The organism is Streptomyces rishiriensis, from assembly GCF_003112535.1.
Taxonomy (GTDB): Bacteria; Actinomycetota; Actinomycetes; order Streptomycetales; family Streptomycetaceae; genus Streptomyces; species Streptomyces rishiriensis.
The window spans coordinates 92,928-115,447 of record NZ_BEWA01000021.1 but is presented as its reverse complement, the minus strand read 5'-3'; the positions used below and the strand labels follow the sequence as shown (position 1 = coordinate 115,447).

Here is a 22,520-nt window from a genome sequence, read left to right as displayed (position 1 = left end):
GGCTACCGGTTTCCTTCCGCATGCGCGTGCGCGCCGTCGGCGGGTCCGCCGGCCGGCTGGTTCTTCGCGGGCTCGCCACCGGGCTGGTTCTTCGCGGGCTCGCCGCCCGGCTGGTTCTTGGCGGGCTCGGCGGCCTCGTCGTCGCCCGCGGTCGCCGGTCCGGAGCTGTGCTGTCCGACCTCGGGCGTGGGCGAGGTGATGGACTGGGAGCCGTCCTCGGGGGACGACCGACCCGTACGGGTGTCGTCCTCGCCGCCTCCGTGCCGTCCCACCTCGGGGGTCGGTGCGGTGATCGACTGGGAGCCGTCCTCCGGGGACGGGTGCCGCTCGCCGGACCCGCCGGTCGTCTGGTTCTCGTCGTTCACGTCGTTCACGTCGTTCACCTGATTCCTGTCGTGAGGGGTGTTCTTGCCGTTCACGTCGTTCGCGGTGGCCCTGTCGGTCGCGTCCGCCGGGGCGGACGCGACGGCGTGTACGTCCGCCTCGGTGGCCGCGCCGGGCCCGAAGGCCGTGGGTGCGCGCCTGCGGGCGTGCGGGATCCGGGGCGGCCCGGGCGGCGTCGAGTCCAGCGGCGCCGATCCCGACCGCAGGAGGCCCGACCGGACGGGCCGGTGCGGCAGGACGGCGTCCAGCAGCCGGCCGGCGGCCATGCGGACGCGGTTGCCGGGCATCGCGGAGAGATGGCGAGCGCGGGCGGCCGCGCCGGCCACGGGACCACCGAGGCGCCCGCCCGGCTCGCCGGCGAGTCCGGGATCCCTGTGCCGGTACGGCCGCAGACCGGCCGCGCCGCCGAGGGAGGCGGCGACGTTGCGTCCGGCCAGCTTCCCCTGCCGCCGCGCGTGCCGCGCGGTCAGCGGCGTGTACTCCCCGGGACGGTCCAGATCCGGCACGGCGGCCGCGTCCCCGCAGGCGAACACCTCGGGCCGGCCCGGCGCCTGGAGCGTCGGCTCCACGAGCAGCCGGCCCCGCTCCAGGGGCAGTCCCAGCGACTTCACGAGCGGGCCCGGCCGTACGCCCACGCACCACACCAGCGTGCGGCTGTCGACGAACTCGCCGTCGGTCAGCAGCACGCCCTCGCGCGTGGACTCCTTCACGGAGGTCCCCAGGCGCACGTCGACGCCGCGTTCGGCGAGCGCCCGTTCTGCGGTGCGGGAGAGGCGTTCGTCCAGGTCGGGAAGGACGCGCTCGGCGGCGTCGAGCAGCAGCCAGCGCGGCCGCATGCCCCTGCGGGCGGGACGGCCGCGCACCAGCGCGTCGGTGAAGGCCTGTCCCTGCGCGGCGACTTCGGCGCCGGCGTAGCCCGCGCCGGCCACGACGAAGGTACAACGCGCCGCACGTTCGGCCGCGCTGTCGCCGGCCGCGGCCGCTTCCACCTGACGGATGAGGTGATCGCGCAGAACGAGCGCTTCGGGCAGACCGCGGAGCCCGTACGCGTGCTCGGCGATCCCGGGGACGGGCAGCAGCTCGTCGGCGCCGCCCGCGGCCAGCACGAGCCGGTCGTAGGCGAGGACGCCCGCGTCGCCCTCGGGGCCGGTGTAGCCAACGGTGCGCGCGTCGAGGTCCACGCGGCCGGCCTCGCCGAGCACCAGCCGCACGCCGCGCAGGGTGCGCGAGAGCGACCCGGCGATCCGGCGCGGGTCCAGGTCGCCGGCCGCCACCCGGGGCAGCAGGGGCAGGTACAGGAAGTGGTCGGCGGGGTTGAGCAGGGTGATGTCGGCCCGGCCGCGGGCCGTGCGCGCGAGGGTGCGAGCCGCCCGGAGTCCGGCGAAGCCCGCTCCGACGATCACGATGCGGGGTCGACTCAAGGCTGGCCTCCGGCGGGGTTCGGACCGTTGTCGTACGAGGGTTTCCGCGTCCCCCTGGCAGGGGCGGCCAAACGTGCGCCGGTTGCCCGCCCGGGCGTCGGGTACCCGGTGCGGGACCAGAGTCACCCAGTCGGAGGTACCCCCCATGCCCGAGTACGGCTACTTCCTGTCCTGCGAGGAGTTCGGCCCCGCGGACCTGATCGAACAGGCGCGCATGGCCGAGCAGGCGGGCTTCCAGGCGCTGTGGATCTCCGACCACTACCACCCCTGGAACGACGCGCAGGGCCAGAGCCCGTTCGTCTGGTCGGTGATCGGCGCGCTGTCGGAGGCGGTGTCGCTGCCCATCGAGACGGCCGTGACATGCCCGACCGTACGGATGCACCCCGCCGTGGTGGCCCAGGCCGCCGCCACGGCCGCCGTGATGACGAACGGCCGCTTCCGGCTCGGCGTCGGCTCGGGCGAGGCGCTGAACGAGCACATCCTCGGCGATGTGTGGCCGCCCGCGGACGTCCGGCTGGAGATGCTGGAGGAGGCCGTCCAGGTCATGCGCCGGCTGTTCACCGGCGAGGAGGTGAGCCACTACGGCACGCACTACAAGGTGGAGAACGCCCGTCTGTACACCGTGCCCGAGGAGCCGGTCCCGATCGACGTCTCCGGGTTCGGGCCCAAGGCGACGGCGCTGGCGTCGCGGGTGGGCGACGGCTACATCACGATGATGCCGGACGAACCGATGGTGGAGCAGTTCCGCAAGGGCGGCGGCGGCGCGAAGCCGGTCAGCGGCGGCACCAAGGTCTGTTACGGCGCCGACCGCGCCGAGGCCGTCCGTACGGTCCACCGGCTGTGGTCGAACCAGCTGCTGCCCGGCGAGATGGGCCAGATCCTGCCCACGCCGAGCCACTTCGAGCAGCTGGAGCCGTTGATCACCGAGGAGATGGTCGGTGAGAACACGGTCTGCGGCGACGACGTGGACGAGCACGTCGCCGCTCTCACCGCCTTCGCCGACGCGGGCTTCGACCGGGTCTACGTGAACCAGATCGGCCCGGACCAGCGCGGCTTCTTCGACTTCTACCGGACCAAGGTGCTGCCCCGCCTGCCGTGAGACCGGTCCTCCGCAGCGGGACCGGTCTTCCAGGGCAGTGAGACCGGTCTTCCCGGGCGCGGGCCCCACACGGGCGGGCCGGCCCCGCCGCATGCCGGGGCCCCGCGGCGATGTGCCGCGGGGCCCCGGTCGCTCGGACGCCGATGGCCTCGCCGGGCCCGGTTCGCTTCCCTCCGGGACCGGCGCCGTCGGAGGTCAGCCCCGCGGATGCGGGTCCCCGGGGTCGACGCCCCGCGCGCGAGGCGCCCCGCCCTGCTCCGGGAGACGGACGTCCGGCGCGACCGGCGGCATCGGCGGGTACTGCGGTCCGGGGGACCCGGCCGGCGCGGACGACGGCGCGCTCCCGGCGAGCCGCCCGTGCACCTCGCCCCGCGGGGCGGTGCGGGGCTTCGCCGCGTTGCGCGTCAGATACGCGGCCACGCCGAGGACCGCGGCGGTGATCAGCGCGGCGGCCCAGTGCGGAAGCCCGAGGCCGAGGGCCAGGCAGAGCGCGACCGCGACGGCGGCGCCGGCGTAGAGGGCGAGCGCGCCGGAGGCGGCGTACAGCATCGCCGTGCGACGCTGCTTGCGGGTCTGCTCGCGCAGTTCCTCCCGGATCGTCTCGCGCGCCACCTGCGCCAGTTCGTCGACGAGATGCCTGTCCAGATGCTCCATGCGGTCGATGCGCTCCATGGCCGTCGGGTACCCGCGGTCAGGAGGCCTCACGCCCGGCGCGGGGCGGGCCGGGTTCGCCGGCAGGTGGACGAAGGGAGGGATCGGGTGAAGGACCGTCCGGTCGCCGCCGCCCCAACTAGGCTCGTGCGCATGGACATTCTGGGAGCCACACTGCGTGTCTGCGTCGACGATCTGGATGCCTCGGTCGCCTTCTACGAGCGGCTGGCCGGCGTCTCCGCGCTGCGCTTCGAGCGGGGCGGGGTGCGGGTGGCCGCGGTCGGCTGCTTCCTTCTGATGAGCGGGCCGCCGGCCGAGCTGGAGGTGCTGCGCAAGGTGGCCGCGACGATCGCCGTCCGGGACGTCGACGAGGCCCTCAAGACGCTCACCGAACTGGGCGCGGACGTCATCGCGGGCCCGGTGCCGACGCCGGTCGGCCGCAATCTCATCGTCCGTCACCCGGACGGAGCGGTGTACGAGTACGCGGACCGCGGCGGGCGGTGAGCCGTCCGGCGCACGGCGAAAATCCCGGGCGCGCGCCGGCCGTCCGCACGTACAGTCGCTCCTTCGACGGCCGACGCGAAGGAGCGACAGTGAGTGAGCAGCACACCTACCGGGTGATCGTCCGCGGCACGTGGGACGGTCTCACCGAGGAGGCCCGTGCCCGGCTGCTCGCCGAGGCCGCCGAGCACGGCCTGACGAGCATGCGGTTCACCGAGGAGGGCACGCTGTCGTACCAGCCGTCGCCGCTGAAGCACTTCTCGATGCGCTTCGTGGTGGTCTCGGACGCGGCCGACGGCGAGGAGATGGCGGGCGCGCTCGCCGAGGAACGCGCCGAGACGACGCTGCGCGCGCTGGACTACGGCTTCACCGGGCTGAAGTCGACGGTCACGGACCTCGACACCATGAAGGTCAACCGGAAGCCCGCATCTCGGCGGTGATCGCCCAGCGCTCGTGGTCCCGCCACTCCCCGTCGATGTGGATCATCTTCGGGGAGAAACCCTCGCGCCGGAAGCCGCAGGCGCGGGCCAGGGCGATCGAGGCGGTGTTGCCGGGCTGTGCGTTGATCTCCAGCCGGTGCAGCCGCAGCGGCCCGAAGGCGTGGCCCACCGCCAGTCCGAGGGCCTCGCGCATCAGCCCGCGTCCGGCCGCGTGCGCGAAGACGCCGTAGCCGAGCGCACCGGACTGGAACGCGCCCTGGACGATGTTGTTGATGTTGACGAACCCGGCGAGCGCCCCGTCCTCCCGGGTGCACACGAGGAAGCCGACCTTCGACGGGTCCTCGATGAGACGGCTCGCGTAGGCCGTGTACGCGTCGGCGGAGGCCGGCGGGTACAGCCACGGACGGTGGAGGTCCTTGCTCTCGCGGACCCGGGCGGTGAACTCGGGCCCGTCCGCGTAGGTGAAGTGGCGCAGCCCGACGCGGGGCCCCTCGGCCAGGTAAGCAGATCCGGTGTGCGGCATCCGGACAGCGTACGACGAGGCTATCTCCGCCGGGTCCTGGTGTAGGCGAAGTACGCCCCGCACAGCGCGCCGATCAGGCCCGTGGCCAGCAGGGCCGTCCACAGGGGCATCGTCACCACGGGGACCAGCAGCCGGATCTTCGTGGCGCGGGTGTTGCCGAAGACGAAGACCAGGGCGAGGGCGGCCAGCACCAGGACGGCGATCCGGCCGGGCGTCGCCGCCGCGCCCAGGCCGCCGCTCTTCCCGCCGCTCTCGGCTGTCTTCGAAGTTTTGGGGCTCTTCGGGGTCCTGGGGGTCATACGACCAGCGTGGGCCGGGCGCCTCGCACCCGCTCGGTGGGACTGCCCTGCGGGTGACGCGGCCGCGAGGTCAGCGCAGCGCCGGGGCGTCGAGGGTGAGCGTGCCCTCGTCTGCGTCGAGTACCGCGCCCACGCCGAAGGGCACGGTCAGCGCCCCCTCGCAGTGGCCGAAGCCGAGCTCCTCGACCACGGGGACGCCGAGGCCGCCGAGCCGGTCGGCCAGGACCGGACGCAGTTCCTCGTAGGGGCCGCACCGATGCCAGGAGCCGAGCGCCACGCCCGCGACGCCGTCCAGCCAGCCGGTGCGCAGGAGCTGGGTCAGGGCCCGGTCGACGCTGTACGGCGGCTCGCCCACGTCCTCGAGGAGCAGCAGGCCGCCACGGGCGCCGGCCCGGGAGTGCGGGGTGCCGTAGCCGGTGGCGAGCAGCGTCAGACAGCCGCCCAGGGTGACGCCCCTCGCCCGTCCCGGCGCCAGGGGGACGCCGCCGGAGCGGAGCGTGCGGACGGTCTCGGGGGCGAACAGAGTGGCGCGGAGGTGTTCCTGTGCGCGGGCGTTCTTGACGAAGTCGATGCCCGCGGCCACCGGTCCGTAGAGCGTGGCCAGGCCCAGCCGCACGGCGAACGCCTCGTGCAGGGCGGTGCTGTCGCTGAACCCGATGAAGACCTTCGGCCCGGCCGCCCGCATGGCGTCCCAGTCGAGCAGGTCGACGAGGCGCTGGGCGCCGTAGCCGCCGCGTGCGCACAGCACGACGTCGACGGTCGGGTCGCACCAGGCGCTCTGCAGATCGGCCGCCCGGTCGGCGTCGGCGCCCGCGAGGTGGGGCAGGCTGCGGTGGCGGTCCAGCACATGGGGGGCGACGACCGGGTCGAGGTCCCAGCCGCGCAGCAGGTCGAGACCGGCCTGCAGCCGCTCCTCCACCACCGGTCCGCTGGGCGCGACGACCGCGACCCGGGCGCCGGGGGCCGGCCGCACCGGCCGTACGAGTTCCTTCACCGCACAAGCTCCAGGCTCGCCTCACCGGGCGGATTCAGCCCGAAGACCTGAGCGTACAGCGACAGCTAGGCCTCCAGGGCCCGGACCGTCGTCGAGGCCCGCCGGAAGCCGTGCCCCTCCCCCTCGAACGCGAGATACGCGTGCGGAACCGGCCGCCCGGCGAGCCGGGTCAGCCGGTCGAGGAACCGTTCGCACTGGCCGGGCGGGCAGATCACGTCGTCCAGGCCCTGAAGAAGCAGGAACGGCACGGTGATCCGCTCGGCGTGCTCGACGGGCGAGCGCTCCGCGTACCGGGCGGGCACCTCGGCGAGGGGTCCGACGAGACTGTCCGGGTAGCGCGACTCGAAGTCGTGGGTCTCCCCCGTCGCCCAGCCCGCCAGATCCAGCACGGGGTAGCGGATCGTGCCGCAGGCGTAGACGTCGGCGCCGGTCAGCGAGACGGCGGCGGTCCAGCCGCCCGCGCTGCCGCCGCGGATCGCCAGCCGCTCGCGGTCGGCGGCGCCCTCGTCGGCGAGGGCCAGGGCGACGGCCGCGCAGTCCTCGACGTCGACGACGCCCCACTGCTCGCGCAGCCGCTCCCGGTACTGCCTGCCGTAGCCGGTCGACCCGCCGTAGTCCACCTCGGCCACCCCGATGCCCCGCGAGGTGAAGTAGGCGATCTCCAGGTCCAGGACCAGCGGGGCGCGGTCGGTGGGGCCGCCGTGCGCCCACACGACGTAGGGCGGCAGCTCGTGGCCGGGGGCGACGACGGCGGGGTGGTGGGGCGGGTAGACGTGGGCGTGGACGTCGCGGCCGTCGGGCCCGGTGAAGGTGCGGATCCGGGGCTCGGGATAGTAGGCCGGGTCCACCGCGTCGTCGTGCGCGGCGCCGATGACCCGGGCCCGGCCGGTGCGGGCGTCCAGCTCCACCACCTCGTAGGCGCTGCGCGGGCTGGCCGCGACCGCGACGACGGCATCGCCGCGCGCCGCCAGGGTGGGCGCGAACTCGGTCCAGGGTCCGGCCGCGTCGACGAGTTCGCCGGTCTGCGGATCGAGGATGCCGAGCGCGGTGGCGCCCCGGCCGTGGACGACGGCGACCAGCCCGTTCTCCAGCGGGGCGAACCAGCGCCGGCCGAGCGTCCACAGGGCTCCGCCGAACTCCTCCGCGCGCGGGCACAGCGGGGTGTGGTCGCGGTACAGGTTCCACCAGCCGCTGCGGTCGCTCGTGTAGAGCAGGCCCTCGCCCGCCGCCCCGCCCGCCGGCCACCCCTCGCCGCCCGCCGGCCGGGTCCAGTCGACCTGTGCGATCGACTCCCCCGGCCCGCCGGCCACGACGCGTGCGTCGCCGAGGCGGCCGTCGGCGGTGACGTCGGCGACGACGACGTCCGTGCCCTCCCAGGGCATCAGCGGATGGTCCCAGGCCAGCCAGGCCGCCCGCCGGCCGTCAGGCGAGAGGCGGGCGCCGGTGACGAAACGGCGGCTGTCGTCGGTGAGTTCGCGTACCGCGGTGCGGTCGTGGGCGGCCGAGCCGTCCAGCGGCACGGCGGCCAGGACACGGCGCAGGTCGGTGGGTCCGTCGCCGGTGAACTCCTCCAGCACGCACCAGACTTCGCCCCGGCCGAGGAGCAACTGCGGCTCGGCCCAGCGCAGTCCGCCGCCCACCGGGGAGAGGGGGGTGAGCGGGCGCGGATCGCCGCCGCGGTCCGGCTCGTAGGCGTACAGCCGCTGGTCGGCGAAGTGCGCGAACACCACGAGGAGTCCGTCTGCCGCGTCCCCGCCGGCCCAGGGGTGGCCGCCGTACTCGACGACGCGGCTGCGGACGTTCCAGGGAGCGGGCAGGACCGACTCCTGCGTGCCGTCCGCGCGCCGCCGCACCAGGGTGCGACGCCCGTTCTCGGCGGGCCGGGGCGCGGTCCACCACACCTCGTCGCCGACGAAGCCGACGTGGTCGGGGCGCCCGTCGTGGGCGGCGGCCAGGGACGCCTCGATCGGCGACGGCCAGGAGCCGTAGGGCAGGACCCGCACGTCGTCCCCCGTCCGCCTAGGCCGTCCGCAGGAACCGGTCGAGGACGCGGACGCCGAAGTGCAGCGCCTCGACCGGGACCCGTTCGTCCACGCCGTGGAAGAGCGCCTGGTAGTCGAGGCCCTCGGGGAGCTTCAGCGGCGCGAAGCCGTAGCCGGTGATTCCGAGCCGCGAGAACTGCTTGGCGTCCGTGCCGCCCGACATGCAGTACGGCACCACATGCCCCTCGGGCGCGAACTCCTCGACGGCGGCGCGCATCCGGGCGTACAGCGGCGCGTCCACCGGTGCCTGGAGGGCGACTTCGCGGTGGTGGAACTCCCAGTCGACGTCGGGGCCGGTGAGTTCGTCGAGGGTGGCGCAGAACTCGTCCTCGGCGCCCACGAGATACCGGCCGTCCACGAAGGCGGCTGCCTCTCCCGGGATCACGTTGACCTTGTAACCGGCGTCCAGCATGGTCGGGTTGGCACTGTTGCGCACGGTCGCCTCGACCAGGGCTGCGGCCGGGCCCAGCTTGCCCAGCAGGGCGTCCACGTCGTCGAGGTCGGCGTCGACGCCGTACAGCGCGGCCAGTTCGGTGAGCGCGGCGGCGACGGTCGGCGTGAGCCGGGGCGGCCAGACGTGCTCGCCGATGCGGGCGACGGCCGCGGCCAGCCGCGTCACCGCGTTCTCGCGGTTGACCTTGGAGCCGTGCCCGGCGCGCCCTCGCGCGGTGAGCTTCAGCCAGCCGGTGCCGCGCTCGCCCGCCGCGATGGGGTAGATCTCGCGTCCGGCGCCGTCGTGGAAGGAGAACCCGCCCGATTCGCCGACGGCCTCGGTGCAGCCGTCGAACAGGTGCGGGTGACGGTCGGCGAGGAAGCCGGAACCGTCCTCGGCGCTGGCCTCCTCGTCGGCGGTGAAGGCGATGACGAGATCGCGCCGGGGCCGCACGCCCTCCCGGGCCCAGGCCCGCAGCACGGCCAGGATCATCGCGTCCATGTTCTTCATGTCGACCGCGCCGCGCCCCCACACGACCCCGTCGCGCACCTCCCCGGAGAAGGGGTGCACGCTCCAGTCGGCGGCCTCGGCGGGGACGACGTCCAGATGGCCGTGGAGCAGCAGCGCGTCTGCGGACGGGTCGGCGCCCTCGACGCGGGCGACGACGTTGGTGCGCCCCGGGGTGCGCTCCAGCAGGGTGGGCTCGATGCCCGCCTCGGCCAGCAGCGCCGCGGCGTACTCGGCGGCGGGCCGCTCACGGCAGTCCCCGCCGCCCCGGTTGGTGGTGTCGATGCGGATGAGGTCCGAGGTGAACCGGACGACCTCGTCCCGCGCCTGCGCGTCAGCCATGCCGCTCCTGCTCGTCTTCCCGCCGTCTTCCTGCTGCGCTCGCCGTTCCCGGCCGCTCAGCCATACTGCTCCTCGATCGCGGCCGAGGCGATCGTGGTGACCGCCTTGAACGTGCGGATCGCCTCGTACATGGTCGCGCCGGTGTACGCGGCCTTGCGTTCGCCGATGCGGGCGACGCCGGGCACCACGGTGGCCGCTGCCGCGAGGTGCTCGGCGTCGAACTCCACGGCCACGGTGAACGGCCCTGCCGAGACCGGTTCCTGACGGATCGCCAGCCCCGTCGCCGCCTTCGCCGCGGCCCGGATGTCGGCGGCGGTGCGGGCCGGTGTGCGGCACACGGCGGCGTAGCGCGAGACATGGTCCTTCACGGCGACCTTCAGCGCCTCGGGCGCGTAGCCGAGCGCGTCCTCGCAGGCGACGTCGTCGCCGGTGACCAGGACGACCGGCACGCCGTACTCGGCCACGAGATGGGCGTTGAGCAGCCCCTCGCTGGCGCGCACGTCGTTCAGCCAGACGCCGGTGATCGAGTTGGCGAGGTAGGTGTGGGCGAGCACGCCCTCGGCTCCGGCGCCCGCGTGGTAGCCGACGAACGCGATGCCGTCGACGTCGCCGTGCTGGACGCCCTCGACCATGGAGAGGGCCTTGTGCCGGCCGGTGAGCATCTCGACCCGTTCGTCGAGCTGTTCGAGGAGCAGGTTGCGCATGGTCCAGTGGGCCTCGTTGACCAGGACCTCGTCCGCCCCGCCGTCGAAGAAACCCACCGCGGCGGCGTTCACGTCCGAGGTGAACATCGACCGGCAGCGCTCCCACTGCGGGGTCCCGGGCAGCACGTCGGCGGGCCAGGTGACACCGGTGGCGCCCTCCATGTCGGCGCTGATGAGGATCTTCACGTCCGCCCCCTGCCGTCTCCGGGCCGCCGCCGGAGCGCCCGCTCCGGGTGGCCCGAGCCTAGCGGGCCGCCCCGCACGGGAAGACGTTGGCGCGGCCGACCGGGAGCGTGCTGTGATCTTCGCGCGCACCTCGGCACAGCGGCGACGCGGACGGGGACCCGGCTCGCTCGGCGAGGCGGAGGATGACGCCGTGCGGGAGACCTGGCTCCGGGCGGCGCGCGCGGACGTCGCGGCAGGGGACGACATCAGCGGCCGGCTGACCGCATCAGGGGCACGAACAGCCGGGCCGGCAGACGGGCCGGGCCGGCGGCGCGGAAGTGCGACAGGCGCCGCCGGCACGGTTTTCGCGTGAGGGCCGGTCACACCTCCCGGGCGGTCACGAACCATGTCGACGGCAGCTCGATCCGGGTGCCGTCCGGCGCCGACTCGGTCGTGACGAGGGGCAGGTCGCCGGACGCCAGGACCGTGAGCCCGGCGGTCCGCAGATAGCCGGGCACCGCGTCGTCGGCGACCTCGCCGGGGGCGATGCCGTGCCGGAAGATCGGCGCCAGCTTCGGCGGCGGACCGGCCGGGCTCTGTGCCAGAGCGCCGAGGACAGGCCGGGCGGCCTCCGACAGTTCCACGAGGAAGGCCCGGCCGCGCCGGCCCACCAGCGCGGCGATCCCGTCCATGAGCGGCTGCCGGTCGGCGGGCTCGCACTGGTGCAGGACGCCCCGCATGTAGACGTTGGCGTCCCCCACCTCGGCGTGCAGGGCCTCGGCCTCGCCCTTCGCCGCCGCGTCCAGCAGCCGGTAGGCGGCTCCGGGGGCGGGATCGGCGCGGCGGGCGTGGTCGAGGGCCGCGGCGGACAGGTCGGCGCCGACCACCTGTGCGAAGCGTTCCGCGAAGTACCGGGTCTGCGTGCCGTTCCCGCAGCCGAGGTCCACCAACGGCAGTTCGGCGTCGGTCAGATGGGGCTCGAAGAGGGCGAGGTGCAGGGCGGCCGTCACCTTCGGGTCCGCGTCCCAGAACACCCCGCCGGGCTCCTGGGGGGCCTCCCGCCAGAAGCCCTCCCACGCCGCCCGGTACCGACTCGCCACGCTCATGCCCAACTCCCCAGGACGCAAGGCCGATCCGCCGTAAGCGACGGGCGAGTACGGTCTACCGCTCCCCGGCCGTCGCGACAAGCGCGGGGCGCGTTCCTTCACGCGGCGTCCGGGATCCGCACGCGGGCGCACACCGGCCGGGCGGCCCGGCCACCGCGTTCAGCGGCGCGGCAGCGTCAGCTCGAACCACACCGACTTGCCCTCCGCCGTGCGGCTGGCACCCCACTCCCGGGCCAGCGCGCTCACCACGCGCAGCCCCCGCCCGGCCTCGTCGCCGGGTCCGGCGCTCAGCAGGTTCGGCAGTTCGTGATCGTCGTCCTCGACCTCGCACAGCAGGGTGTCGCCGCGGACGAGACGCAGCCCCACGGAGCGCCGGCGGGAGTGCCGTACGGCGTTGGTGACCAGCTCGCTCACCATGAGCTCGGCGGGCTCGGCGAGCGAGCCCAGCCCCCAGCCGTGGAGCTGCTCGCGGACCACGGCGCGGGCCCGGGCGACCTCGGCCGGGTCGAGGGCGAGGCGCCACTCGGCGACGTCGCCGGGTTCGATGCCGGCGAGCCTGGCCATGAGCAGGGCGACGTCGTCCTTGCGGTCGGCGTGGCCGGCCCGGGAGAAGGTCGCGGCGAGGGCGCGGACGATGGTGTCGCAGGCGTCGTCCATGGAGGCGGCCGGATGGGCCGCGGACTCGCACAGGGCCGCCAGGCCCACGCCGATGTCCTCGCCGCGCATCTCCACCAGCCCGTCGGTGCACATCACCAGCCGGTCCCCCGGTTCCACGCGGACGCGGACCGCCTCGAAGGGCACCCCGCCCACGCCGATGGGCGCGCCGGTGGGCAGGTCGAGCAGCTCGCTGCGGCCGTCGGCGGCGCGCACCAGCACCGGGGGGATGTGGCCCGCGTTGGCGAGCTGCAGCTCGCCCGCGATCGGGTCGTAGACGGCGTACAGACAGGTCGCGAGATAGGTGTCGCCCAGCCGTTGCGCCAGATCGTCGAGGTTGCGCAGGAGTTGGGCGGGCGGCAGATCGAGGGCGGCCATCGTCTGCACGGCCGTGCGCAACTGGCCCATCATGGCGGCGGAGTGGAGACCGTGTCCCATGACGTCGCCGACGACGAGCGCGGTGCGCGCGCCGGGCAGCTTCACCGAGTCGAACCAGTCCCCGCCGACCCGCCCGAGCAGCGTGCCCGGCAGATAGCGGGTGGCGAGGTCGCAGGCCGCCATGCGCGGCGGGATGTGCGGCAGCATGCTGTCCTGGAGGGTCTCCGCGACGCTCTCCTGGTGGGTGTACATGCGCGCGTTGTCGAGCACCAGGCCCGCGCGGGCGGCGAGTTCCGCGCCCGTGACCCGGTCCATGTCGTTGAAGAGGGAACGCTCGGGGTGGCGCAGCAGGATCATGAAGCCGAGGACGACGTCACGGGCCTTGAGCGGGACGACGAGCATGGAGCGGCCGGTGATCAGGGGCCGGATGTCCCGCTTCTCGAACTGCGAGGCGATGGCGTGGCCCATCTGCTCGCTGATCCGCGGCACCAGGACGGGCTCGCCGGTGGTCATGCACTGGAAGAACGGGGTGTGCGCGGGAAACGGCATGGCCTCGCCCACGGGCACGACGTCGTCCCAGCGGCCGGGCTCGTCGGTGTGCTCCAGGGCCACGCGGTGCCACAGGGTGGTGGTGTCCGGCACGCCGTCCGGGAACCCCTCGCCGGCGACGACCTGTTCCCGCAGATACGTGCCGGCGACGTCGGTGAAGCGCGGGACCACGGCCCGGCTGACCTCGACGATGGTGCGGGACAGGTCGAGGGAGGTACCGATCCTCCCGCTGACCTCGTTGAGGAACTCCAGCCGCTCGCGGACGGCGACGTACTCGAGGTCCTCGCCCTCGTCGGCCGGATCCTGCGCTACGGGCAGCCCTTCGGCGGCGGCGCGGGCGGCGCGCTCCCGGCGCGCCCGGCGTTCGACCCGCCGGGCAACGCCCCAGTCGGGGGTCACGGGCACCCGGTCGTTCTGGCTGAACTCCATGACGGGGTAGCCGAGTTCGAGGACCTGCGCGACGATGCGGGCGCTTTCGCCGACGCTCATGCTGGGCAGGATCTCGGGCAGCCGGCGGGCGAGCTCCTCGGCGCCGGGGAAGTCCGTGTGCAGGGCGAAGCCGGGGGCGATGCGTTCGACGGCCGACGGGGTCGCCGGTTCCTCCGGACGCAGGGCCGTCGCGTCGGCGGCCAGCACCAGCAGCCGTTCCGTCCCCGGTCCGACCAGCGGGTAGGCCCACCACAGCACGTCGACGCGCTCATGGCCGCCGTCCGGCGCGGGCACCGTCAGCCGGGCCCGTCCGGCGGCCGGGTACCCGAGCCCGCGGTCGAGGGAGGAGTCCAGGCCGGGGCCGAGGCCGTCGTAGGCGGCGTACTCGCCGTAGGCGTCTGCGGCGAAGTCGTCGTCGGGGTCGGGGAGCGCGCCGGAGACGGGGAGGAGGTCGATGGCCGGCTGCCCGATCGCCTCGTCCTTGGCGACGCCGAAGAGCCGGCGTGCGCCGGCGCTCCAGTGGGAGACGAGGCCCTCGCGGTCCACCACGACCACGGCCAGGGGGACGCGCCCGGCGTCGGCGGGCTCCTCGCCCTCAGGACGCGGCGACCCCCGTTCCGCCTCGCTCGTCGCCTCGGTCGTCGTCTCCCTCGCGGTTCCGCGGCGGGGAGGTGCGTCCCTCTCGGTGCCACGGTCCATGGTGCAGGCCCTCTCTCCCCAGAGCTGTGCAAGATCTGTCCCGCAGTGCCCACCGTACGGCGCACGCCGGTCGGTGCGGGCCGCAATCCTGGAATTGGTTTCACGTCGGTGCGCCGGGGTACGCCGTACGTTTGGGCTGTGCCCGCGCGGGGTCAGTCCTCGTGGCCGAGCTGCAGGTCGTGTTCCGTTCGCCCGCCTCCGGTCACCCGCAGGACGGAGGCGGCCGGCGGGTAGCCGGCGGCGATGACGGTGTACTCGCCGCACGACAGATCGATCGCCTGCACCCCGGTCAGCAGTCCGCCCGCGCCGACGCCCTGGACGGCGCGGAAGGCGATCAGCTGGTCCATGGTGCGGGCGCGCCCGGCGAGCGCGGAGACGACGATCGCGAACTGGAAGACGCCCTTGCGGCCGAGGAGGTTGCCGGGTTTGCCGTACACCGGGAGGGTGACGGTGGCGGTGAGCAGGCAGGCGGTGATCGCCCAGGACATCCGGTCCGGGCCGTGCAGTTCGCCGACGATCCTCGGCAGGGCGGTGGCGACGATCATCTGCTCCAGCGCCGCGAGGAGCAGCGCGAGCATGAGGGCGAAGAACACCAGCCGCACGCGGCGCCGGGCCGGTCCCGCCGCGTCGGCGGGCGACGGCGGCGGGGCCTTCGCGGGAGTCGCCGTGACCGGCTCGTCCTGCACCAGAGTGGTTGCGCCCATCAGCCGTTCCCCTCGTCGCACCCGCCACACAGTTGTCGCGTAAAGCGACAACTGTGAGCAAGTACGACGAGTTACGGGGCCGTCCCGATCACAAGGGAGAACCACTCGATCCGGTGACGGCGATCAACGCACCCGGGAACGCAGGGGCGTTGGCCTACTTCTCGACCTCGGCGGCGAGGTTGGCGAGGACGCCGTCGTAGATCCGGCCGAGGCCCTTGGGGGCGAAGGTCTTCTCGAAGAAGCCGCCGATGCCGCCGGCGCCGTTCCACGTGGTGGTGACGACGACGCGGGACCTGCCCTCGCCGGCCGGGGTGACGCGCCAGACGGTGACCATCGAGGAGTTGCGGTCCTTCTCCACGAGCTCGCCGTCGGTCGGTTCGGCGACCTCCAGGAGACAGTCGCGGACGCGCTTGCTGGTGGCCTGGAGCTTCCAGTGGACGAGGGTGCCCTCGCCGTCGCCGCCCTCGCGCACCTCGTACTCGCTGAAGTGCTCGGTCAGCAGATTCCCGCGCGTGCCGCTGTAGTCGGCGATCGTGTCGAACACCTTTTCCGGGTCCGCCGCGACGACCCGCTCGGTGGTGGCCTCGACCTGCGCCATGGGGTTCCTCCAGGTCCGTGTTGCTCAGGGTTGCTCAGGGGTGCCTCAGGTTCGGGGCAAGCCAACCACCCCGGTCCACGGCCGCCCAAATCGGGGTCGCCGAAGCGATCGTCCGCCGATCGGAAACCGGTCCCGAAAGAGTCCTCGCACGATCATGGGAACAGATGTTCTATTGTGTGGGCAGTGCTACCGAGGAGACGTCATGCGCTGGGAGAACCTCACCGTGGAGACCCGCCACGACCGGCCGGCGGACGCCGCGCTGTTCGGGGCGGCCGCGGTCACGACCAGGACGTTCGACACGCCCGAGTTCGCCGGCATCACCTTCCACGAGATCCGCGCCCGCTCGATCCTCAACCGGGTGCCGGGCGCCTCCCGGATGCCGTTCGAGTGGACGGTGAACCCCTACCGCGGCTGCACGCACGCGTGCGTCTACTGTTTCGCCCGCCGCACGCACAGCTATCTCGACCTCGACACCGGGATCGGCTTCGACACCCAGATCGTCGTCAAGGTGAACGCGCCGGAGCTGCTGCGCCGCCAGCTCGCCTCGCCCCGCTGGCAGGGCGAGCACGTCGCGATGGGCACCAACGTCGACTGCTACCAGCGCGCCGAGGGCCGCTACCGGCTGATGCCGGGCATCCTGTCCGCCCTGCGCGACCGGGCGAACCCCTTCTCCATCCTGACCAAGGGCACTCTGATCCTGCGCGACCTCGACCTGCTGCGGCAGTCCGCCGAGGTGACCGACGTCGGGGTCTCGGTCTCCGTGGGCTTCACCGACACCGAGCTGTGGCGCACCGTCGAGCCGGGCACCCCGGCCCCGCAGCGCCGCCTGGACGTGGTGCGGACCCTCACCGACCACGGCATCGGCTGCGGGGTGCTGATGGCGCCGGTGATCCCGTTCCTGGGCGACGATCCGGCTCAACTGCGCGCCACCGTCCGGGCGGTCGCGGCCGCCGGGGCCACCTCCGTCACCCCGCTCGCACTGCATCTGCGCCCCGGCGCCCGCGAGTGGTTCATGGCCTGGCTCGGGCAGCACCACCCCCACCTGGTGCGCCGCTACGAACGGCTCTACGCGGACGGCGCCTACGCCCCGAAGTGGTACCAGCGCCGGATCACCCGTCAGGTGCACGAACTCGCCGAGGAGTACGGCATCGGCCCCACGCGCGCGGGAACGCCCCGCCGGATCCGGCCGCCCGCCGCGGCCGAGGAGCCCGCCGCGGCCGGACCCACCCAGCTCACGCTGCTCTGAGCGCGTTAGAGCGCATCCGACTACACGAACGGGTCAATAAGCCTCAGAACAGGTATTTTCTGACGATCTTTCCGGGACGATCGGCAAGGGCCGTGACCTGCGCGGTCCGCCGTCGCCGGCCCCTTTCGTCCCGGGAGCAGTCCATGAACAAACGCGCAGCCGTGCTGTGCGCCGCCGCCGCAGTCGTGGCCGGGACGGTCACGGCCGTGCCCGCCGGCGCGAGCCCGTCGCACCCCGCGGCCCCCGCCTCCGCGGCGAAGCTCGCCTGGAAGAGCTGCGGCGTCGCCGACCGGCCGACGCTGCAGTGCGCGTCGCTGAAGGTGCCGCTCGACCACGCCCGGCCGGGCGGGAAGCAGATCACGCTGGCGCTGTCACGCGTCCAGCACACCGCGAAGACGTACCAGGGCCCCCTGCTGGTCAACCCCGGCGGGCCCGGCGGCCAGGGGCTGAGCCTCGCCGGGTTCGTCGCCTCGGCGCTGCCCAAGGCCGTCTCGGCGCAGTACGACGTGATCGGCTTCGACCCGCGGGGGGTGGGCAGGAGCACCCCCGCCCTGGACTGCAGGCCCGGCCACTTCGCCCCCGTCCGCCCCGACTCCGTGCCCCTCACCGAGGCGATCGAGCGGGCCGGCCTCGAACGCGCCCGGTCCTTCGCCGAGGCCTGCGGCAAGAAGTACGCCGACGTCCTGCCGTACATCGACACGGTCGACGCCGTACGGGACATGGACGCGATCCGCGCCGCGGTCGGCGCCGAGCGGCTGAACTACTTCGGCTACTCGTACGGCACCTACCTCGGCGCGGTGTACGCCAAGCTCTACCCGCAGCGGGTGCGGCGCCTGGTCCTGGACTCGATCGTCGACCCGACCGGCGTCTGGTACGAGGACAACCTCACCCAGGACCTCGCCTTCAACGACCGTCACCGCGCCCTGATGGCCTGGATCGCCCGGCACGACAAGACCTACAGGCTGGGCGCCGACCCGGAGCAGGTCGAGACGGAGTGGTACGCGATGCGGGCGGCCCTGGCGAAGAAGCCGGCCGGCGGCAAGGTGGGCGCCTCCGAACTGGAGGACACCTTCATGCCGGGCGGTTACTACAACGGTTACTGGCCCCACCTCGCCGAGGCGTTCGCGGCCTACGTGAACGCCTCGGACGTCGGCCCGCTGGTCGAGGCGTACGAGAACTTCGCCGCGGTCGACGCGGCGGGGGACAACGGCTACAGCGTCTACACCTCGGTGCAGTGCCGGGACTCCTCCTGGCCCCGCGACTGGGACCAGTGGCGCGCGGACAACTGGTCGGTGTACGCCAAGGCGCCCTTCATGACCTGGAACAACGCCTGGTACAACGCGCCGTGCGCCTTCTGGCCGACCCGGTCCCTGGCTCCACTGAACCTCGTCAACGGCGACCTGCCGCCGGTCCTGCTGTTCCAGGCGACGAACGACGCGGCCACCCCGTTCGAGGGCGGCGCGACGGTCCACGCCCTGCTGCGCGGCTCCAGCCTGGTGGTCGAGGAGGGCGGCCAGAACCACGGCATCACGCTGAGCGGGAACGCCTGCCTGGACAAGCACCTGGCGGCGTACCTGGCCGACGGCGTCGTGCCGCGCGGGAGCGGCGAGGCCGACGCGGTGTGCCCGGCGCAGCCCGACCCCGAGCCGCCGGCGTCGAAGGTCGCGCAGCCCTCGGCCCACGGCTCGACGCTGCACGGGCTGCTGGGCTTCCGCGGCTGAGCGGCGCGGCCGCCGTGCCGGGGGCGCGGAGGCCGCCGGGCACGTCGTCGGAGAGGCGGTCCACCATGGACGCATGAGCGAACCAGGACGACCGCCCCCGACGGCGTCGCCCCCGCGACCCAGTACGCGCATGTGGTGACGGCCACGGGCCGATTCGTGGCCGTGGCCGGCCAGTTGGCGATGGACGAGCACGGCGCGGTGGTCGGCGAGGGGGACCCGCGGGCGCAGGCCCGGCAGGTCTTCGAGAATCTGCGGCGCTGTCTGGCCGCCGTGGGCGCCACCTTCGACGACGTCGTCAAACTCACCTACTTCGTCACGGACATGGCCCATATGCCTGCCATCCGCGAGGCCCGGGCCGCGCACATGGCCGACGACCGCCTCCCCGCCGCCTCGGCGGTGCAGGTCGCGGCGCTGGTCCGCCCGGAGTTACTGATGGAGATCGAGGCGTTCGCGGTGGTGGGCGGGTGACTCGGCGGCGGCCCCGCCGGTACGGGAGATGGTGCTCGCGGACGTCGAGCGCGTCTCGGAGATCCGCGTGCGCGGCCGGCAGTGGGCCTATCGCGGGCTGATGCCGCAGGCGTACCCGGACGCGCTGAGCGTCGCCGAGGACGCCGAGCGCCGCAGGGCCGGTTTCGGGCAGGGCGGGCCCGGCGTGGTGAACCTGGTCGCGGAGCGGGCCGGGACGGTGGTGGGCCGGCCCGCCCACGGCCCTGACCGGGACGGCGAAGTCCCCACTGGCGAGGCCGAGTTGTGCGCGCTCTATGTGTCCGTCGAGCACATCGGCACCGGCCTCGGACGCGCGCTCCTGGAGGAGGCGGCACGGCGGGCCGAGGCCCTGGGGCACCCCGGCATGCGGCTCTGGGTGCTCAGGGACAACGCCCCGGCCCGCCGCTTCTACGCCCGTGCCGGGTTCCACGCGGACGGCGCCGAGGAGCCCTTCGAGGCGGCGGGAGTCGCCGTGCCCGAGGTGCGCCGTCGGGGACGCCTGCCCCTGACAGGCTCCTTCCGCGCGGCTCCTTGAGGGTGCGTCACCGCTGCCGGGGGATCCGCGCGAGGGCGTGCACGGCAGCCTGTGCGAGCACCGGGTGGGCCATGGCGTCGTTCAGCACCGGCCGGGCCCGGCCGTCGCCCAGCGCGCCCAGCCCCTCGACGCAGGCGAGGGCCACCCGCCGGTAGGGGTCGTGCGGCCGCAGCCGCCGCTGCAGCGTCGTGATCAGCGCGGGCACCGACTCGGGCGCGCGCAGTTCCACCAGCAGCCGGACGGGATGCAGGGCGTAGGCGACGCGCAGTTCGTTGGTGGCCAGGGCGGCCGCGGCGCGGGCGGTGCGGGGGTCGCCGAGGCGGGCGAGCGCGTGGGCGGCGGAGGCGCAGCGCGGGGGGTCCCGGTGGTTGAGCAGCAGGACGAGCGTCTCGAAGGCCCGTCGGTCGCCTGCGAGTCCGAGCCGGAACGCGGCCAGTTCCCTGGCCCACAGGGGCTGCCCCGGCTCGGTGAGCACGTCCGCCAGTTCGTCGGGGTCCGCGGCGCCCGCCAGCCGCTCGTACGCGGGCGTCGCGCCGGACTCGCGCCGTAAGCGCTCCGTGAGGGATCGCAACTCTTCGTCCATGTGCCGAGCCTAGGACAGGCTCCGGGGCCGTACGGCGCGCAGCGGCGCACGGGGGCACAACCGGGCGCATGACCCGTGCCTCGGTCGATGCCGGGAAGACCGCGCAAACGCACGCTTCGTCCCGCTCGGGACCGCTTGCGACCGGGCCGGGCCCACCGCGCCTCCGGCCGGTGACGTGCGGCGATGACGGGCGTCCGGGACGGCGGAGCCGGGCCCGGAGGGCACCTTCGATCAGCGGCGGTCAGGTTCGGCCGACCGGAGATCAAGTTTGTTCGCTATAGCGAATCCAACGGGCGGAAAGGGGTGGCTACGAGCATCAGTACTATCCCCGTTCAACAGTGCGGCGGGAACGTTGCTACTGATAAGTAACGCGTCGTCAGGTGGTGTCCGGGGCGCCCAGGAAAGGGTCCTGGGACACCCCCCTGATGATGTGACCCATCGATGCGAGCCGATGAGCTCCTGCACCGAGGCGCCGGCGGCGCCATCGTTTTGTCCGAAGGGCCCTGAACAAAATGAGTCCTACTTTGACACTCGACCCGTCCCACCACACGGAACTGATACGCAGCCTGTTCCACAAGGTGCAGTTCGACACGTTCGAGGCCTACGACGACCCTCGCTGCAACGTCACGGCCCTCACGCAGGAGGCGTTCGCCAGGACGCTGCCCCTGCTGCCCGCCGGGACCGGCGTGCAGGAGGCGTACGAGCGGCTGATGGACGTGAGCATGCAGCTCGCGGCCGACGACCTGAGGGTGCGTCAGAACTGCTGCGGCCCGTGCGAGATCCACCTCGTCCCGCTGGTCTCGCTCTACGGCTTCCGGTTCGGCGAGGTGGACGACGGGTTCCAGCCGTGGCTGGCCGCGGTCGACGCCCTCCCGCAGCCGGACCGGGCGGTCTACCGGCTCATCGCCTTCCACGGGTGGACCAACGCCAGGACCGCCGAGGTGCTGGGCCGCTCCCAGGGCTGGAGCAGCAAGGTCATGAGCCGGGCCAGGGCCCGTCTGACATCCGCCGGCGTCTGTGTGGAGGAGCTCCAGAGGGGCTTCTTCGACGTGGAGATCCACAGAAGGAAGGAGAAGCCATGACCCATCCGACGGCGTACCGCCGCAAGGCGCGTCTGATCGACCATGCCGCTCCGCCCACTCCCCAGGAGTGGCTGGAGCACGATGCCCGGTACCTGGAGGACATCACGGCCGAGATCGGCCGCAGGGCAGCCGGAGGCGATCCCGCCGCCGCTCCCTGGGCGTCGCCGCTCTACTTCGACGCGACCGCGCGCGCGCAGTCCGTCACGGGACGCGCCCTGCTCGCCCTGCGGCACCTGTCGGACGAGTCGATCGCCCGCCTGGTCCTGCTCGGCCGGGTGCTCCACGGGGAGCGCACCCGGCCCGCGGCCGCCCCGGCGGCGGACCGGCGGCCGGAGAGCGACAGAAGCGGCCAGGAGGGGCGCGTCCGACGCAAGGAGGGCGGCGTCGGCACGCCCGCCCGCGGCGGCCGGCCCATCGTCGCGCAGCTGGACGGCGCGGAGGCGCTGGCCGGCTGACGTGCTGAACAGCCGCCGCTCCCCCGGCTCCGGCCCGGGGTGCGGCGGCACCCGGCGCGCCGCCCCCCCACGCGCGCGCCCGCGGCCCGCGCTCCGGCGCACCCCCCGCTCGGCGAACCCCCCACCGCATCACCCCGCCCCCGCCCGAGAACGGACACAGCACGACGATGGCGACTCACGGCACCCCCGCGGAGAAGAACACCGCGCACGAGACACCCGACGGCCGGACGGAACGCCGTCGGCTCCTCGCCCTGCGGACGGTCATCCACGTCCTCGTCGCCTGCTGCCTCGCCGCGGTCGGCGTGGCCGTCTGGCAACTGCCCGCCCGTCCCGTCCTCGCGGGCGTGTACGTCGGGATGGCCTCGGTGTGCGTGGCGGGGCTCGGCGTCTGCGTGACGCTGTATCTGCACCTGCGCCCGCGCCGCGACGGCGCCCAGGGCGGCAACCGGGGCGGGGCCGCCCCGGCGCCCGACGCGTGGCCCGACGCGTGACCCGTGTGCGTGAACCGGTGCGGAACACGTCACAGAAACGGGGGCTGGCGCGCTCGTTACCCACCGGTTAAGCTCATACGAGCGAGTCACCCACTCGCAGCACCTCCTCGTGGCGGCCTGGTGACGCAGTCGCCGCGAGATGTCGGTTCGGTACCACGTGTACCGCTGTACGACCCGGCCACGGGACAGGGCCGGTCGGATCCGCCGTTCGTCTCCGGGCGTGTGCACGCCCACGGCGACGGCACCGGGCGTGTGCGCTCGCAGCCCGGCAACACCCGCACCCCTTTCCGTGCACCCGG

General features: G+C 73.9%; 20 protein-coding genes and 3 pseudogenes. 10 read left to right on the top strand and 13 right to left on the bottom strand.

From position 1 onward, the window contains the following. Window positions 1-2: 2 nt before the first annotated feature. Window positions 3-1,805, bottom strand: a complete 1,803-nt coding sequence (locus Sri02f_RS32525; protein ID WP_109004909.1) for an NAD(P)/FAD-dependent oxidoreductase — start codon at window positions 1,803-1,805, stop codon at window positions 3-5. A 145-nt stretch (window positions 1,806-1,950) separates the two neighbouring features. Here Sri02f_RS32525 and Sri02f_RS32520 point away from each other — a divergent pair, with 145 nt between their 5' ends. Next, on the top strand, window positions 1,951-2,904 hold the full coding sequence (locus Sri02f_RS32520) for an LLM class F420-dependent oxidoreductase (RefSeq protein WP_109004908.1): 954 nt from the start codon (window positions 1,951-1,953) through the stop codon (window positions 2,902-2,904). Between the two features lie 195 nt (window positions 2,905-3,099). Here Sri02f_RS32520 and Sri02f_RS32515 read toward each other — a convergent pair whose 3' ends face one another. Further along, a complete protein-coding gene (locus Sri02f_RS32515) occupies window positions 3,100-3,576 on the bottom strand; it encodes a phage holin family protein (protein ID WP_109004907.1) in 477 nt (158 codons plus the stop codon). 132 nt (window positions 3,577-3,708) lie between these two features. Between Sri02f_RS32515 and Sri02f_RS32510 the strand changes: the two genes are divergently transcribed. Both Sri02f_RS32510 and Sri02f_RS32505 read left to right on the top strand, forming a co-directional pair. After that, window positions 3,709-4,059 (top strand): VOC family protein, encoded by a 351-nt coding sequence (locus Sri02f_RS32510; protein ID WP_109004944.1) that lies wholly within the window; start codon window positions 3,709-3,711, stop codon window positions 4,057-4,059. An 89-nt stretch (window positions 4,060-4,148) separates the two neighbouring features. Beyond that, complete coding sequence (locus Sri02f_RS32505; protein ID WP_109004906.1) at window positions 4,149-4,496, top strand: DUF6204 family protein; 348 nt, start codon at window positions 4,149-4,151, stop codon at window positions 4,494-4,496. Here Sri02f_RS32505 and Sri02f_RS32500 read toward each other — a convergent pair. The 10 genes and pseudogenes from Sri02f_RS32500 to Sri02f_RS32450 form a co-directional block, all read right to left on the bottom strand. After that, window positions 4,468-5,019 (bottom strand): GNAT family N-acetyltransferase, encoded by a 552-nt coding sequence (locus Sri02f_RS32500; protein ID WP_109004905.1) that lies wholly within the window; start codon window positions 5,017-5,019, stop codon window positions 4,468-4,470. The two genes, Sri02f_RS32505 and Sri02f_RS32500, sit on opposite strands and share 29 nt — an antisense overlap. Before the next feature lie 20 nt (window positions 5,020-5,039). Beyond that, on the bottom strand, window positions 5,040-5,318 hold the full coding sequence (locus Sri02f_RS32495; RefSeq protein ID WP_167467666.1) for a LapA family protein: 279 nt from the start codon (window positions 5,316-5,318) through the stop codon (window positions 5,040-5,042). A gap of 70 nt (window positions 5,319-5,388) precedes the next feature. Beyond that, entirely contained in the window at window positions 5,389-6,312 is a 924-nt protein-coding gene (locus Sri02f_RS32490; RefSeq protein WP_109004904.1) for a S66 peptidase family protein, read from the bottom strand. After that, window positions 6,309-8,315, bottom strand: a pseudogene (locus Sri02f_RS32485) (S9 family peptidase). The gene Sri02f_RS32490 and the pseudogene Sri02f_RS32485 overlap by 4 nt, the downstream one beginning before the upstream one ends. A 16-nt stretch (window positions 8,316-8,331) precedes the next feature. After that, a complete protein-coding gene (locus tag Sri02f_RS32480) occupies window positions 8,332-9,636 on the bottom strand; it encodes a M20/M25/M40 family metallo-hydrolase (protein WP_109004903.1) in 1,305 nt (434 codons plus the stop codon). 56 nt (window positions 9,637-9,692) lie between these two features. Further along, the gene (locus tag Sri02f_RS32475) at window positions 9,693-10,526 is read right to left on the bottom strand and encodes a M55 family metallopeptidase (protein ID WP_109004902.1); all 834 of its coding nucleotides are present in this window, start codon (window positions 10,524-10,526) and stop codon (window positions 9,693-9,695) included. 359 nt (window positions 10,527-10,885) lie between these two features. Beyond that, window positions 10,886-11,611 carry a class I SAM-dependent methyltransferase gene (locus Sri02f_RS32465; protein WP_109004901.1) on the bottom strand — a complete coding sequence of 242 codons (726 nt, stop codon included), beginning with the start codon at window positions 11,609-11,611 and terminating at the stop codon, window positions 10,886-10,888. A gap of 159 nt (window positions 11,612-11,770) precedes the next feature. Next, window positions 11,771-14,320 (bottom strand): ATP-binding SpoIIE family protein phosphatase, encoded by a 2,550-nt coding sequence (locus Sri02f_RS32460; protein ID WP_109004900.1) that lies wholly within the window; start codon window positions 14,318-14,320, stop codon window positions 11,771-11,773. Window positions 14,321-14,592: 272 nt separating this feature from the next. After that, window positions 14,593-15,024: pseudogene (locus Sri02f_RS32455) on the bottom strand (MFS transporter); the annotation flags it as partial. Window positions 15,025-15,178: 154 nt separating this feature from the next. Continuing rightward, complete coding sequence (locus Sri02f_RS32450) at window positions 15,179-15,622, bottom strand: SRPBCC family protein (RefSeq protein ID WP_109004899.1); 444 nt, start codon at window positions 15,620-15,622, stop codon at window positions 15,179-15,181. 202 nt (window positions 15,623-15,824) lie between these two features. Between Sri02f_RS32450 and Sri02f_RS32445 the strand changes: the two genes are divergently transcribed. The 4 genes and pseudogenes from Sri02f_RS32445 to Sri02f_RS32430 all read left to right on the top strand — a co-directional run bounded on the left by Sri02f_RS32445 (window position 15,825) and on the right by Sri02f_RS32430 (window position 19,610). Then, entirely contained in the window at window positions 15,825-16,868 is a 1,044-nt protein-coding gene (locus Sri02f_RS32445) for an Rv2578c family radical SAM protein (RefSeq protein WP_109004898.1), read from the top strand. A gap of 143 nt (window positions 16,869-17,011) precedes the next feature. Then, on the top strand, window positions 17,012-18,589 hold the full coding sequence (locus Sri02f_RS32440; protein WP_109004897.1) for an alpha/beta hydrolase: 1,578 nt from the start codon (window positions 17,012-17,014) through the stop codon (window positions 18,587-18,589). A gap of 75 nt (window positions 18,590-18,664) precedes the next feature. Further along, window positions 18,665-19,057, top strand: a pseudogene (locus Sri02f_RS32435) (RidA family protein); the annotation flags it as partial. Between the two features lie 28 nt (window positions 19,058-19,085). Further along, window positions 19,086-19,610 carry a GNAT family N-acetyltransferase gene (locus Sri02f_RS32430; protein WP_109004895.1) on the top strand — a complete coding sequence of 175 codons (525 nt, stop codon included), beginning with the start codon at window positions 19,086-19,088 and terminating at the stop codon, window positions 19,608-19,610. Between the two features lie 7 nt (window positions 19,611-19,617). Here the strand turns inward: Sri02f_RS32430 and Sri02f_RS32425 are convergent, their stop codons facing one another. Beyond that, window positions 19,618-20,193, bottom strand: a complete 576-nt coding sequence (locus tag Sri02f_RS32425) for an adenylosuccinate lyase (RefSeq protein ID WP_109004894.1) — start codon at window positions 20,191-20,193, stop codon at window positions 19,618-19,620. A gap of 524 nt (window positions 20,194-20,717) precedes the next feature. On the opposite strand from Sri02f_RS32425, the gene Sri02f_RS32420 reads away from it, so the two are divergent. The 3 genes from Sri02f_RS32420 (at window position 20,718) to Sri02f_RS32410 (ending at window position 22,221) form a co-directional block, all read left to right on the top strand. Then, entirely contained in the window at window positions 20,718-21,275 is a 558-nt protein-coding gene (locus tag Sri02f_RS32420; protein WP_159106808.1) for an RNA polymerase sigma factor, read from the top strand. Continuing rightward, complete coding sequence (locus Sri02f_RS32415) at window positions 21,272-21,730, top strand: hypothetical protein (RefSeq protein ID WP_109004892.1); 459 nt, start codon at window positions 21,272-21,274, stop codon at window positions 21,728-21,730. Before Sri02f_RS32420 ends, Sri02f_RS32415 begins: the two co-directional genes overlap by 4 nt. Before the next feature lie 167 nt (window positions 21,731-21,897). Beyond that, window positions 21,898-22,221 carry a hypothetical protein gene (locus tag Sri02f_RS32410; RefSeq protein WP_109004891.1) on the top strand — a complete coding sequence of 108 codons (324 nt, stop codon included), beginning with the start codon at window positions 21,898-21,900 and terminating at the stop codon, window positions 22,219-22,221. The last annotated feature ends 299 nt before the right edge of the window (window positions 22,222-22,520 follow it).